The organism is Knoellia sinensis KCTC 19936, assembly GCF_000768705.1.
In the GTDB taxonomy this organism is placed as follows: domain Bacteria; phylum Actinomycetota; class Actinomycetes; order Actinomycetales; family Dermatophilaceae; genus Knoellia; species Knoellia sinensis.
The window spans coordinates 176,590-189,926 of the sequence record NZ_AVPJ01000006.1 but is presented as its reverse complement, the minus strand read 5'-3'; the positions used below and the strand labels follow the sequence as shown (position 1 = coordinate 189,926).

The window sequence follows — 13,337 nt, the reverse complement described above, 5'->3', positions numbered from 1 at the left end:
AGGCTCTCCCCTGTTCGACGGAACGCAGGTCTGCCCTTGTGAACCTAGACCCATGGACGCCGTCTCGCCCAGTACCGAGCCGAACTCTGTCAGTCGCGACCGGCGCTGAGCTCGGCGGCGTAGGCCGTGAGCGAACGCCGATAGCGCAGCACGTCGTCGTCGGTGCTGCCCTGTGCCACGACCGACAGGAGCTGCCCGAGGGCCTCTCCGGAGTCACCGGCGGAGTGCAGTGCCAGCGCCAGGAAACCGGCGATGCCGACGGACTCGGGCCGATCCGCGGAGAGGTCTCGGAGGAGCCGCACGGCTTCGTCGGCCTCACCGACATTGCGCAGCGAGGACGCGAGCTGAATCACGGCCCGATGCCGAAACGGTTCGCGCAGACCACTGTTCAGCGCATCGCGATACAACGCAATGGCCCGCGGCTCCTGCCCCGCCGAGTCGAACGTCCCGGCATATTCGTAGGTGATCCGTGCGTCTCCCGGATACTTGGCAGACAACGCGGCGGCCGTGCGGATCCGCTGCTCCTCGTCGTCGTCCTCCCAGAGGGCCGTGATCTCCTCCTCGGCCTCGTGCTCGCCCCGCGCCGCCACCACCTTGCGACGGATCGCACGGGCGTCATCGGCGACAGCCCCGATCTCCGCCAGCCAGTCGTAGACCTCCTGGCGTTCTGAATGGCACATGAGGGCCACGACGTCCCCGTCGCGTGCCTGCCCCACGAGCGCCTGGAGGCCGCTCAGCTCGGTGTCGAACGACGCGACCTCTGCCACGCCGGCCCGCTGGAGACCGATCCGGAAACGGGCCTCGATGTCCTCCCGTGTCCGACCCCGGAGATAGTGGGGCTTGTAGAGCAGGACCACGTGGTCCGAACGATGCCCGGCGATCTCGCCCAGGTTGTCGAGGATCTCGTCCGTGCGGTCCCCACTGGCCCCCAGACCCAGGTGCACTCGGGATCCGGGCTGCCTGAGCCCGTCCGTGACATCCATGAGTGCCTCGAGTCCGGCTTCGTTGTGTGCGAGGTCGATCACGACCGTGCATTCGCCGTCTGAAGTGCGAGCCGTGTAGGTGTTCATCCGGCCGGGGTTGAGAGCCGCGTCCGGACGGAACGTCCGCAACCCGTCGATGACCGCGCTCCGGTCGAGGCCCAGCCCCAGAGCCGCAGCCGCCGCCGCGAGGGCGTTGGCGACGTTGTGCCGGGAGAGACCGCTGATCGTCATCGGCACGTCCACGACGCGCACCAACTGGTCCGGCGCGCCGTCGGTGATGACCGTGATCTTGTCGTCGACGACCGTGATCCCACGCCCCCCGTCACGAAGGGCCTCACGGATCGCGGGTGAGTTGGCGTCCAGGGTGAAGACCCAAGGCTTGGCAGGTGCGCCTGTGCGCATGGCCCACACCCGCGGGTCGTCACCGTTGAGCACCGTCCATCCCTCGGGGCGAGTCGCGCGGGTGATGATCGCCTTGACCTCGGCGAGCTGATCCACCGTGTCGACGCCCTGCAGTCCCAGGTGATCGGCCGTCACGTTGGTCACGACCGAGACGTCGTTGTGCGAGACCCCGAGCCCCTTGAGCAGCATGCCGCCGCGGGCGGTCTCGAGGATGCCGATCTCGACGCCAGGCGCACCAAGCACACCTCGTGCGCCGGCTGGGCCGGAGTAGTCGCCCGACTCGATCATGGTGCCGTGGTCGACGACACCGTCGGTGGAACTCCAGGCGGTGTGCTTCCCGGCCGTCATGGCGATGTGTGCCAGAAGACGTGTCGTGGTCGTCTTGCCGTTGGTCCCCGTGATCGAGGCCACCGGGATGTGGGGGGTGACGATGCGCGGCGGGGGTCCGTCCGGCGCGTTCCGGACCATCTCGGCCCGATCCGCCACGATGTCGTGTCCTGCGAGCCAGGCGTCGAGGACCGGGGCCACCGACTCCCCCAGAGCCTGTGCGGATCCTCTGCGCCGCCACACGAAGGACACGACGACGACGGAGCGCTCGGAGCCGGGGCGCGCCCGCACGCCAAGTCTCTTCGTTCCTGATCCTCGCGAGACGTGGCGCACTGCCCTCTCGGCCAGGCGGGCGAGCACTCGCTGCCGCTGTTCAGTGCCCGGCCCTCCTGCTTGGATGGCACCGAGCCCGGCTGTCCGGGCGACACGACGGACCTCGTCCTTGTCGGCGTCGAGGTATGCCGTGAGGTCCAGGGTGACCTTGACGGCCGGCTTCGGGAAGTAGAGGTTCGGCCCTTCGAGGACGCGGACCTCCGTGGCGGTCACGGCAGGGCGGGCGCGGGTGTCGCTGGTCACTCGCCGAGCCTAGTTCGTCGAGACGGGCTCAGAAGCCCATCGCGTGTACGCCGCCGTCGACGTGGACAATCTCGCCCGTCGTCGCGGGGAACCAGTCGGACAGCAACGCGGCACATGCCTTTGCGGCGGGGACTGCGTCGTTCACGTCCCAACCCAGGGGTGCACGTTCGCCCCAGGAATCCTCGAAGGTCTGGAAGCCCGGGATCGACTTCGCCGCGGTCGTCCTGATCGGCCCGGCCGCCACGAGGTTGCACCGCACGCCCTTCGGCCCCAGGTCGCGTGCGAGGTAGCGGTTGGTGGACTCGAAGGCTGCCTTGGCAACGCCCATCCAGTCGTAGACGGGCCAGGCGAACTTGGCGTCGAACGTCAGCCCGACCACCGATGCTCCAGGACTCATCAGCGGGAGCGCCGCCACGGCCAGGGACTTGAGCGAGTACGCCGATGCGTGCATCGCTGTCGAGACGTCCTCGAAGGTGCCTTCGAGGAAGTTGAAGGCACCCTGCGGGGCGAAGCCGATGGAGTGCAGGACCCCATCGAGATGGTCGACGTGTTCGCCGAGGCGCTCGGCGAGGCTGGCCAAGTGCTCCGTGTCCGTGACGTCGAGCTCGACCACGGGTGGCGTGGACGGCAGCCGCTTCGCGATCGTCGACGTGATCTTCATGGTGCGGCCGAAGGAGGTGAGCACGACCTCGGCCCCCTGCTCCTGCGCCAGCTTGGCAACGTGAAAGGCGATCGAGGAGTCCATGAGGACTCCCGTGATGAGCAGTTTCTTGCCCTCGAGCAGCATCGGGGTCGTTCTCCTTCGAGTGGTGACGCGGGATGTAATGGGAAGTGTCAGTGGCCCATGCCGAGGCCGCCGTCAACCGGGATGACGGCACCCGAGATGTAGGCCGCGTCATCGGACGCGAGGAAGCGCACCGCAGCCGCCACTTCGGTGGCCTGCGCAAAACGACCAGCCGGTATGCCGGCCTTGTAGGCCTTCTGGGTCTCCTCCGGGAGCGCTGCGGTCATGTCCGTCTCGATGAATCCGGGTGCCACGACGTTGGCGGTGATTCCTCGACCGCCGAGTTCTCGGGTCACCGAGCGAGCCAGGCCGACGAGTCCAGCCTTGCTCGCGGAGTAGTTGGACTGACCGGGGCCTCCATACAGGCCGACCACACTGGAGATGAGGATGATCCGGCCGTTGCGGGCCTTGATCATCCCGGTGCTGGCACGCCGGACGCACCGGAAGGCGCCCGCGAGGTTGGTATCGATGACGGAGTCGAAGTCGTCGTCGCTCATGCGCATGAGGAGGCCGTCCTTGGTGATCCCCGCGTTGGCGACGAGCACGTGGACAGGACCCCCGAAGATCTCCTCCGCCGCGCCGAACGCCGCATCAACGGACGCGGTGTCAGTGACGTCACAGGTGACTGCAGTGAGTCCGTCGGGTGCCTCGCCGCTTCGGGAGGTGACGACGACGGTGTCTCCAGCCGCGACGAACGCCTCTGCGATGGCCTGACCGATGCCCCTGTTGCCGCCGGTGACGAGGACGTTGCGTGGCTGGCTCATGGCGCCTGACGCTAGTGGACTACCCGTGGGTAGCCAGCATCGCCATGTCCCTCCTGGACGCTCAGGAACCGGACGTACAGTGGGGGTGTGAGCACGACGCGGCGAGGTGAGCCGGCGGTGCAGTCGGTGACGAGTGTGCGGTCGAAGGCTGACGACGACATCAACGCGAGGATGAAGCACTACCTCGTCACCATGGGGATCCGCACGACCTGCTTCTTCCTCGCCGTCGTCACACAGGGCTGGGTGCGATGGACGTGTGTCTTCCTGGCCGTGGTGCTGCCCTACATCGCCGTGGTTTTCGCCAACGCACGCGCCCCACGCACAGCCGGGCGACTGTCGCCCGTGACTCCTCGAACACCCCACCGTGAGCAGCTCGAGAAGTGACCCGCTCAGACATGGTCTGCAGTGCGAAAGCCTGCCGCCAGGAGGCGCTGTGGGCACTCCTCTGGAACAACCCGAAGCTGCACACGCAGGACCGACGCAAGGTGTGGCTGGCCTGTGAGGATCACCGGGTCAGCCTCGGCGACTTCCTCTCGCTCCGCGGCTTCCTGTGCGACACGGTGTCTGTCGACGCCATTCCGCCCGACGCCGGCTGATCCGCCTTTCAGCCGCCGATCGCGCTCATGGGGCGGAGAGGCTGGACGAAGCCCTGCGTCCCGATGCCATGGCCCTTGGCCTTGCGCCACATCTCCCCCGTGATCAGGGCCGCCAGCTCGTCGTCCGAGGCCCCGTCACGCATGGGGCCACGCAGGTCGGTCTCGCGCTGCGAGAACAGGCAGTTGCGGACTTGACCGTCTGCCGTGAGCCTCGTCCTGTCGCAGGCCCCGCAGAAGGGCGCGGTGACGCTGGCGATGATGCCGACGGTGGCCGGACCGCCGTCCACGAGGAACCGCTCGGCAGGCGCGCTCCCCCGGTCAGTGGCTGGGAGCGGAGTCAGGGCGAAGCGCTCGGACAGTCGGGCCCGGACCTCGTCGCCACCGACCATGTCGGAAGCATCCCACCCATGCTGGGCGTCCAGCGGCATCTGCTCGATGAAGCGGAGCTCGTATCCGCGCTCCAGGCACCACGCGAGCAGGTCGGCCACAGAGTGGTCGTTGATGCCGCGCATCGCGACGGCATTGACCTTGACGGGCACCAGTCCTGCATCGCGAGCCGCGCTCAGTCCTGCCTCGACGTCGGCCAGCCGGTCTCGGCGTGTGAGGTCGGCGAACTCGACGGGGTCGACCGTGTCGAGGCTGACATTGACCCGGTCCAGGCCGGCTGCTGCCAGGGGTGCGGCGAGTCGCACCAGACCGACACCGTTCGTCGTCATGGCGATGCGCGGCCTCGGCTGGAGTTGGGCGATGCGTGCCACCACATCAGTGAGAGAACGCCGCAGAAGGGGTTCGCCGCCCGTGAGACGGACCTGCTCGACACCGAGACCCACGAAGATGCCGACGAGGCGGACGAGCTCGTCATCGGTGAGCATCTCGGGCTTGGCCATCCACGGCAGTCCCTCGGCCGGCATGCAGTAGCGACACCGGAGGTTGCACCTGTCCGTCACCGAGACCCGCAGGTCACGCGCGACTCGACCGAAACGGTCGACCAGTCGTGGCGCAGGCAGGGCTGTGGACATGACCCCAGCGTATGCCGGGTACCGTGACGTCCGTGTTACGGCGTCTGCTCACCCCGCGTTGGCTGGGCGCTCTCGCACTCTCCATCGTCTTTGCCTTCGCGGCCTACCAGTTGGGCCACTGGCAGTACGGCCGCCACGAGTTCAAGGTGGAGCGCAACGCCCTGCTCGACGCGCACTACCGCGCGGACCCCGTGCCGGCGACCAGCATCCTCACCGACCGTCCAGTGGACCGCGGGTCGGACGACTGGACGCGTGTGACGACGACGGGTCGGTATGCCGGACCACAGGTGCTCGTGCGCAACCGACCGAACCACAGTGTCTTCGGATACGAGGTGCTGGCACCCCTCGAACTCGCGGACGGGCAGACCGTGGTGGTCGACCGCGGCTGGGTCGCAAACTCGGACCGCGGGGCCGCGGTTGTCCCTGAAGTGGCTCCGCCACCCGAGGGGGACGTCACGGTGGTGGGGTGGGTACGTCCACTGGAGAGCACCCAGGACAAGTCCCTCCCGGCAGGGCAGGTGGCGAGCATCGCCCTTCCCGACCTCGAGCGCGCCTGGGACCGAGAACTGCTGAACGGTTATGTCACTCTCGACGCCGAACGACTCCCCGATGGCTCCACGCCTCCTCGACCGGAACGGCTCGCGGAGCCCGACCGCAGTCTGGGGCCGCACCAGGCCTACGCCTTCCAGTGGTGGCTCTCGATGCCCGTGGGCCTCATCCTCATCTGGCTCGGGCTGCGCCGTGAGCAGCGCGAAGCCGATCCTGACCGTCCCGCGAAGCCCAAGAAGGTGCGCATCTGGGACGAGGAGGACTTCTAGGCGTCGTCGCCCCCCCCGCGTGAACATCCCCCTCGCGTGTGCAGATCCGGGACGGGGCTGCCCTCGTCCCGGATCTGCATCCGGGACGAGGGCAGCGATCCGATGGCCCCCGCAGGGGTCAATGCAGGATCAGGAGTGCATACCCTGACGACGCGCCACCGCGGCTGCCGCGCCGGCACCAGCGAGCAGGAGCGCAGCCCCGCCTCCGACAAGACCGAGGCTCACCCCGGAGTCGTCAACGATGTCGGTCTCGACGATCGGGCCGGTGGGAGCTGGCGTGCCACCGGGAGGGGTTGTGCCACCCGGAGGCGTCGTCCCACCCGGAGGGGTTGTGCCACCGGGAGGCGTCGTCCCACCCGGAGGCGTCGTCCCACCCGGAGGCGTCGTGCCACCCGGAGGCGTCGTGCCACCCGGGGCGACACAGTCAGTCTTCTTCGGCTTCGTGATGGCGACGCCCTCGCCGTTGGTCTCCCAGTTGTCGTGCCAGTTCAGGCCGGGGTACGACACCGTGGCACCGCTGTTCTCCGCCACATAGGTGAACGGAGGGATGACGTCGCGCCGGTTCTGGTGCTGGTCGTGCCCCTGCTTGACGATCGACGCGGCGTCGACCTTGATGACGACGAACGGGTTCGATGCGGACCCCGTGGCGTGACAGATGGTGATGTTCGCGTTCGGGTCTGCCTGCGCCGCGGTGGCAAAGGCGATCCCCGAGGCACCCACGAGCGCCAACCCGGCGGCTGCGCCGGACAGACGACGCGCGATGTGACGTGGCATGTGTGACTTCCTCCCAAGATGATTCCCCAGACGGCGGCGCAGGCCGCGCCACCCGAACCGGAATCCTGCCACCTTGGTCGGGGCGTGTGCGTGGATGGGTCGCTGGTGAGTTCAGGTCCCGGACCTGACCGAGACGGTCGGGCCTTCGGCGAACTGTGTTGTGTAGAGGTCGGAGTAGAGCCCTCCGGAGGCCAACAGTTCGGCGTGCGTGCCACGCTCCACGATGCGACCGCCATCAAGGACGAGGATGACGTCGGCGTGTCGGACCGTCGAAAGGCGGTGCGCGATGACAAGCGCCGTGCGACCCGCGAGAGCGGCATCCAGGGCTCGCTGGACGGCCACCTCGCTCTCACTGTCGAGGTGTGCGGTCGCCTCGTCGAGAACGACGAGGCGAGGGCCCTTGAGCAGCAGCCGCGCGATGGCGATCCGTTGCTTCTCTCCCCCACTGAGGCGATGGCCCCGATCACCGACGACGGTGTCCAGACCCGCCGGAAGTCGGTCCACGAGGTCCCACACACGAGCGGCGCGCAGTGCAGCCTCCATCTCGGCCTCGGTGGCCGCGGGCGCGGCATACAGGAGGTTCGCCCGAATCGTGTCGTGGAACAAGTGGGCTTCCTGGGTCACCACGCTGACGGTGTCGCGCAGCGACTCGAGGGTGACGGTGCGCAGATCGGAGCCATTGAGACGAACAGCTCCGCTGGTGGGATCGTAGAGGCGCGCGACGAGTGAGGTGAGAGTGGATTTGCCAGCACCGCTGGGTCCGACGAGAGCGACCAACTGCCCCGGCTCGATGGTCGCGTCGATGTCCTCCAGGACCGTGTCGCCCGCGGACCGATCACCTGTGGCCGAGGACTCGAGCGAACTCAGGGAGATGGCGTCGGCCGACGGGTAGGCGAAGCCCACGTGGTCGAGGTCCACCCGCACCGGGCCGGCCGGGATGGGCGTTGCGTCGGGTGCCTCCGCGACGAGTGGCTCGAGGTCGATGATCTCGAAGACCCGCTCGAAGGAGACGAGCGCGGTCATGACGTCGACCCGAGCGTTGGAGATGGTCGTGAGGGGGCCGTAGAGCCGGGCCAGGAGAGCTGTGAGCGCGATCAACGTCCCGACCGACAGGGCACCCTCGACCGCCATGACACCACCGAAGCCATAGACCAGGGCGGTAGCCAACGCCGCGACGAGGGTGAGCCCGACGAAGAAGATGGATCGGTTGACGGCGATCCGGACGCCGATGTCCCGGACCCTCGTGGCTCGCTGGGCATACTCGCTGTTCTCGACCTCCGGGTTGCCGTAGATCTTGACGAGCAGGGCGCCGGCAACGTTGAAGCGCTCCGTCATCCGAGTGCCAAGGTCGGCATTGAGACCCATCTGATCATGCGCAAGAGACGCGAGCCGACCGCCCATCGTGCGGGCCGGGAGGAGGAAGAGCGGGACGAGGATGAGCGAGGCGAGGGTGAGCTGCCAGGAAAGGACGAGCATGGCGCCGATAATGAGCACGAGGGAGACAGCGTTGCTCACGACGCTCGACAGAACGGAGGTGAACGCCTGCTGGGCTCCGATGACGTCACTGTTGAGGCGCGACACCAGCGCCCCGGTCTGCGCGCGAGTGAAGAAGGCGATCGGCTGACGCAGCACATGGGAGAAGACCTGGGTCCGGAGGTCGACGATGAGACCCTCACCGATGCGAGACGACAGCCATCGTGACACCAGGGTCACCAGGGCGCTGACCACGGCGATACCGGCGACCATCAGTGACAGCCGGATCACGACGCCCCTGTCCTGGGGATAGATCCCGTCGTCGATGAGGCTCTTGAGCAGCAGCGGCGTCGCGACGATCAGCATGGCGTCGATCACCACGAGGGTGAGGAATCCGGTGATGATCCCTCGATAGGGGCGGGCATACGTCAGCACTCGGCGAGCCGTCCCCGGTGCCAGGTCCTTGGTCTTGACACTGGAGTCCTTGCTCAGACTCTGCATCGCCTGCCATCCGGCCATGCTCATCGTGCCGCCGCCGTCGTCGACTCGTGGGGTCTCGTCATGTCCGTCATCCTCGATCCTCAAGTGCGCGTGAGGTCAAATCACTCACCTCGCGCCATCTCGACTCAACCACTCCCCACCGACACCGCATTCCCGAGACCGTCCTCGATGTCTCCGCGATGTGGGACGCCTCTCGCCGCCCGCAGGTCAGCCAGCGACGATGACCTCTGGTCGCACTGGCGCGACCCAGGACGAAGGGGAATGCCGTGGCTCAGGTCCCGCAACACAAGGTCGTGCTCGACGAGAGCGAGATGCCGACGCGTTGGTACAACATCTTGGCGGATCTCCCCACACCTCCACCTCCCCCGCTGCACCCGGGGACCGGACAACCCATAGGACCCGCCGACCTCACCCCGATCTTCCCGATGGACCTCATCCTCCAGGAGGTCTCCACCGAGCGCTACATCGACATTCCCGAGGAGGTCCAGGACGTCTACCGCCTCTGGCGGCCGTCGCCGCTCTTCCGGGCGCACCGCCTGGAGCGGGCGCTCGGCACCACGGCGCGCATCTACTACAAGTACGAGGGCGTTTCGCCTGCGGGGTCACACAAGCCGAACACCGCTGTGCCGCAGGCCTACTACAACGCCAAGGCCGGCATCAAGAAGCTCACGACCGAGACGGGGGCCGGCCAGTGGGGCACGTCCCTGGCGTTCGCCTGCGCTCAGTTCGGTCTTGAGTGCGAGGTGTGGCAGGTACGTGCTTCCTACGACGGGAAGCCCTACCGCAAGATGATGATCGAGACCTTCGGCGGCACGATCCATCCCAGCCCGTCGGACCTCACCGAGGCCGGGCGGGCGGTACTGGCCGAGCACCCGGACTCCCCCGGGTCTCTGGGGGTGGCCATCAGCGAGGCGGTTGAGGCGGCCGCTGGTGACCCCAACGCCAACTACGCATTGGGATCAGTCCTCAATCACGTCCTGCTGCACCAGACGATCATCGGTGAGGAAGCCCTGCTCCAGCTGGCCAAGATCGACGAGTCGGTCGACCTCATTGTCGGCTGCACCGGCGGCGGGTCGAACTTCGGTGGCCTCACGTTCCCCTTCATTCGCGAGACGTTGGCGGCTGGAGGTGCCGGACCGGTCATCCGCGCGGTCGAACCCGCCTCCTGTCCGACCCTGACCCAAGGTGTCTACGCCTATGACTTCGGCGATGTGGCCGGACTCACCCCCATGATGAAGATGCACACCCTCGGCCACGACTTCATTCCCGACCCCATCCACGCCGGTGGGTTGCGCTACCACGGCATGAGCCCGCTCATCTCCCACCTCGTGGAGGAGGGCCTCATGGAGGCGGTCGCCAAGGGACAACAGGACTGTTTCGCTGCCGGAGTCCTCTTCGCGCGCAGCGAAGGCATCATCCCGGCGCCGGAGGCCACGCACGCGCTCGCCGCCACCGTCGACGCCGCCAACGCGGCGACGGAGGCCGGTGAGTCGCCGGTCATCCTCACAGCCCTGTCGGGTCATGGTCACGTGGACATGGCTGCTTACGACGCCTACCTCACGGGATCCCTCACCGACCACACCTGGGAGGACTCCGAGCTCCAGGAGTCCGTGGCGCAGGCTCTGAGCCGACTGCCGCAGGTCCTCGTCTGAGATCAGGCGAGGGTGACAAGGTCCTTGTAGTCGGGACCCCAGAGGTCCTCCACACCGTCTGGCAGCAGCAGGATCCGCTCCGGTTCGAGTGCGTCGACCGCGCCCTCGTCGTGGGTCACGAGGACGACGGCACCCTTGTAGGTGCGCAGCGCGCCGAGGATCTCCTCACGTGAGGCCGGGTCGAGGTTGTTGGTGGGCTCGTCGAGCAGGAGCACGTTGGCGGACGAGACGACGAGGAGCGCGAGCGACAGACGAGTCTTCTCACCGCCCGAGAGCACCCCCGCAGGCTTGTCGACGTCATCGCCGGTGAAAAGGAATGAACCCAGGACCTTGCGGACCTCGGTCTCGCCGAGCGCAGGAGCTGCGGACTTCATGTTGTCGAGCACCGACCGGTCGACGTCGAGATTCTCGTGCTCCTGGGCGTAGTAGCCGATCTTCAGGCCATGGCCCGGCTCGACCTGCCCCGTGTCAGGGGCATCGACGCCCGCGAGCATCCGCAGCAAGGTGGTCTTGCCGGCGCCGTTGAGCCCGAGCACGACGACGCGGGAGCCACGGTCGATGGCGAGGTCGACGTCCGTGAAGATCTCCAGTGATCCGTACGAACGCGAGAGCCCACTGGCCCGAAGAGGGGTCTTGCCACACGGTGAAGGATCCGGGAACCGGAGCTTGGCCACACGGTCGCTCGCCCGCTCGGACTCCAGACCGGCAAGCAGTCGTTCGGCACGACGGGCCATGTTCTGCGCCGCAACGGTCTTGGTCGCCTTGGCGCGCATCTTGTCCGCCTGCGCCATGAGCACCGACGCCTTCTTCTCGGCGTTCATGCGCTCGCGCTTCCGGCGTCGCTCATCCGTCTCGCGCTGCTGCAGGTAGGCCTTCCACCCGAGGTTGTAGATGTCGAGCTCGGATCGGTTGGCATCGAGGTGGAACACCTTGTTGACGACCGTGTCGAGCAGGTCGACGTCGTGCGAGATGACGATGAGCCCGCCCTTGTAGCCCTTGAGGTGGTCGCGCAACCACACGATGGAGTCTGCGTCGAGGTGGTTCGTCGGCTCATCGAGGAGCAGCGTCTCCGCACCTGAGAAGAGGATGCGGGAGAGTTCGATGCGTCGGCGCTGACCACCCGACAGGGTGGCCAAGGTCTGGTCGAGGTGCCGCTCCTCCAGGGACAGCGCGGAAGCGATCGACGCAGCTTCGGACTCGGCGGCATAGCCCCCGGCGGACTCGAACTCGGCGTCGAGGCGGGCATAGCGACGCATCGCCTTGTCGAGCTTTTCGCCCGTCTCCTCCGACATCGCCCTCTCTGCTGCGCGCAGGTCGCGGACGATGCGGTCGAGGCCTCTCGCCGAGAGGATGCGGTCGCGGGCCGTGACGTGCAGGTCGCCAGTGCGAGGGTCCTGGGGCAGGTAGCCGACCTCGCCCGTGCTCTGCACGCTGCCCGCTGCCGGCTGGCCCACGCCGGCCAGCACCTTGGTGAGCGTGGTCTTGCCCGCGCCGTTGCGACCCACGAGGCCGATCCGGTCGCCTGCTGCGACCCTGAAGGTCGCTCCGTCGAGGAGGAGGCGCGACCCCGCCCGCAGCTCGATCGAGGCAGCAGTCAGCACAGGTGTCCTTCGTGGGTGGGGGAACTTCGGGTGGAGAGAGGCGCACCGCTGACGCACCGCGGGCCTTCGGACGTTTAGTCTAGGTTGCGCCGCGTCAGGCACGAAAAATCGCCCACCACCGGGAGGCCCACAGATGAGCTTCAACGACGACGTCAGCCTCGATACCTCACAGGTCGAGTCCGGTGGCGGCGGTGGCGCACCCGGAGGGATTGCCGTCGGTGGCGGAATCGGCGGCATCATCATGCTGATCATCGCGCTCATCTTCGGGATCAATCCTTCGGACCTGCCCTCGGGCGGCGGCACCACGGGAACCAGCCAGGAGCAGGTCGACGGCACCACGGCCAGCGGCGAGGAGTTCGAGAAGTGCAAGACGGGCGCCGACGCCAACGCCGATGTCCAATGCCGCGTCATCGGCACGGTGAACTCGGTGCAGGCCTTCTGGACCGCTGAACTCCCCCGCTACCAGAAGCAGTGGCAGCCGACCAAGACCGTGCTCTACACGGGCTCGACGCAGTCGCAGTGCGGCACGGCGAGCAACCAGGTCGGGCCCTTCTACTGCCCGCTGGATCAGAGGGTCTTCATCGACGCCGACTTCTTCTCGATCCTGACCCAGCAGTTCGGTGCGGACAGCGGTGCGCTGGCTCAGGAGTACGTCGTCGCGCACGAGTACGGTCACGCGCTCCAGGACCAGCTCGGCCTCCTCGGACGCGCGCAGCAGGACCCGTCAGGGCCGAACAGTGGCGCCGTCCGGATTGAACTCATGGCCGATTGCCTGGCCGGTGTCTGGGCCAAGCACGCCTCGACCACCCCCGGTGCCGATGGCAAGCCGTTCCTCAAGGAGCTCACCGAAGAGGACATCAAGAGCGCCCTCTCCGCCGCTGCTGCGGTCGGAGACGATCGCATTCAGGAGAAGACCCAGGGTCAGGTCAGCCCCGAGGCCTGGACCCACGGCTCGGCCGAGGCCCGCCAGCGGTGGTTCCTTCAGGGCTACAGCAAGGGTGACCTCAACCAGTGCAACACCTTCAACGTCGACCGGGTCTCCTGACCAGGTCAACTCGTCCCCACTG

At 67.5% G+C, this 13,337-nt stretch carries 12 protein-coding genes; 5 read left to right on the top strand and 7 right to left on the bottom strand.

Annotated elements, in window-relative coordinates; all coding sequences use genetic code 11:
- Positions 1-89 precede the first annotated feature (89 nt).
- From N802_RS10110 to fabG, 3 genes are read right to left on the bottom strand one after another with little or no spacing between them, the layout of a single operon-like run.
- Entirely contained in the window at positions 90-2,288 is a 2,199-nt protein-coding gene (locus N802_RS10110) for a tetratricopeptide repeat protein (protein ID WP_052109764.1), read from the bottom strand.
- A 28-nt stretch (positions 2,289-2,316) separates the two neighbouring features.
- Complete coding sequence (gene fabI, locus N802_RS10105; protein WP_035915584.1) at positions 2,317-3,075, bottom strand: enoyl-ACP reductase FabI; 759 nt, start codon at positions 3,073-3,075, stop codon at positions 2,317-2,319.
- Between the two features lie 47 nt (positions 3,076-3,122).
- Positions 3,123-3,836 (bottom strand): 3-oxoacyl-ACP reductase FabG, encoded by a 714-nt coding sequence (gene fabG, locus N802_RS10100; RefSeq protein WP_035915582.1) that lies wholly within the window; start codon positions 3,834-3,836, stop codon positions 3,123-3,125.
- A gap of 87 nt (positions 3,837-3,923) precedes the next feature.
- Here fabG and N802_RS10095 point away from each other — a divergent pair, with 87 nt between their 5' ends.
- Together N802_RS10095 and N802_RS10090 are read left to right on the top strand one after the other, a co-directional pair.
- Complete coding sequence (locus N802_RS10095; RefSeq protein ID WP_035915578.1) at positions 3,924-4,220, top strand: DUF3099 domain-containing protein; 297 nt, start codon at positions 3,924-3,926, stop codon at positions 4,218-4,220.
- Positions 4,217-4,432, top strand: coding sequence for a hypothetical protein (locus N802_RS10090; protein ID WP_425402474.1), 216 nt, complete (start codon positions 4,217-4,219; stop codon positions 4,430-4,432). Before N802_RS10095 ends, N802_RS10090 begins: the two co-directional genes overlap by 4 nt.
- A gap of 8 nt (positions 4,433-4,440) precedes the next feature.
- Here N802_RS10090 and moaA read toward each other — a convergent pair whose 3' ends face one another.
- The gene (moaA, locus tag N802_RS10085) at positions 4,441-5,451 is read right to left on the bottom strand and encodes a GTP 3',8-cyclase MoaA (protein WP_035915573.1); all 1,011 of its coding nucleotides are present in this window, start codon (positions 5,449-5,451) and stop codon (positions 4,441-4,443) included.
- 32 nt (positions 5,452-5,483) lie between these two features.
- Between moaA and N802_RS10080 the strand changes: the two genes are divergently transcribed.
- The gene (locus tag N802_RS10080) at positions 5,484-6,269 is read left to right on the top strand and encodes an SURF1 family cytochrome oxidase biogenesis protein (protein WP_035915814.1); all 786 of its coding nucleotides are present in this window, start codon (positions 5,484-5,486) and stop codon (positions 6,267-6,269) included.
- Between the two features lie 129 nt (positions 6,270-6,398).
- Here the strand turns inward: N802_RS10080 and N802_RS19450 are convergent, their stop codons facing one another.
- Together N802_RS19450 and N802_RS10070 are read right to left on the bottom strand one after the other, a co-directional pair.
- Entirely contained in the window at positions 6,399-7,043 is a 645-nt protein-coding gene (locus N802_RS19450; protein WP_052109762.1) for a hypothetical protein, read from the bottom strand.
- A 111-nt stretch (positions 7,044-7,154) separates the two neighbouring features.
- Positions 7,155-9,041 (bottom strand): ABC transporter ATP-binding protein, encoded by a 1,887-nt coding sequence (locus tag N802_RS10070; protein ID WP_035915810.1) that lies wholly within the window; start codon positions 9,039-9,041, stop codon positions 7,155-7,157.
- Positions 9,042-9,283: 242 nt separating this feature from the next.
- Between N802_RS10070 and N802_RS10065 the strand changes: the two genes are divergently transcribed.
- The gene (locus N802_RS10065) at positions 9,284-10,669 is read left to right on the top strand and encodes a TrpB-like pyridoxal phosphate-dependent enzyme (protein ID WP_035915569.1); all 1,386 of its coding nucleotides are present in this window, start codon (positions 9,284-9,286) and stop codon (positions 10,667-10,669) included.
- 2 nt (positions 10,670-10,671) lie between these two features.
- Here N802_RS10065 and abc-f read toward each other — a convergent pair whose 3' ends face one another.
- On the bottom strand, positions 10,672-12,270 hold the full coding sequence (gene abc-f / locus N802_RS10060) for a ribosomal protection-like ABC-F family protein (protein ID WP_035915566.1): 1,599 nt from the start codon (positions 12,268-12,270) through the stop codon (positions 10,672-10,674).
- A 133-nt stretch (positions 12,271-12,403) separates the two neighbouring features.
- Here abc-f and ypfJ point away from each other — a divergent pair, with 133 nt between their 5' ends.
- The gene (gene ypfJ, locus N802_RS10055; protein WP_035915564.1) at positions 12,404-13,315 is read left to right on the top strand and encodes a KPN_02809 family neutral zinc metallopeptidase; all 912 of its coding nucleotides are present in this window, start codon (positions 12,404-12,406) and stop codon (positions 13,313-13,315) included.
- Positions 13,316-13,337: the final 22 nt, after the last annotated feature.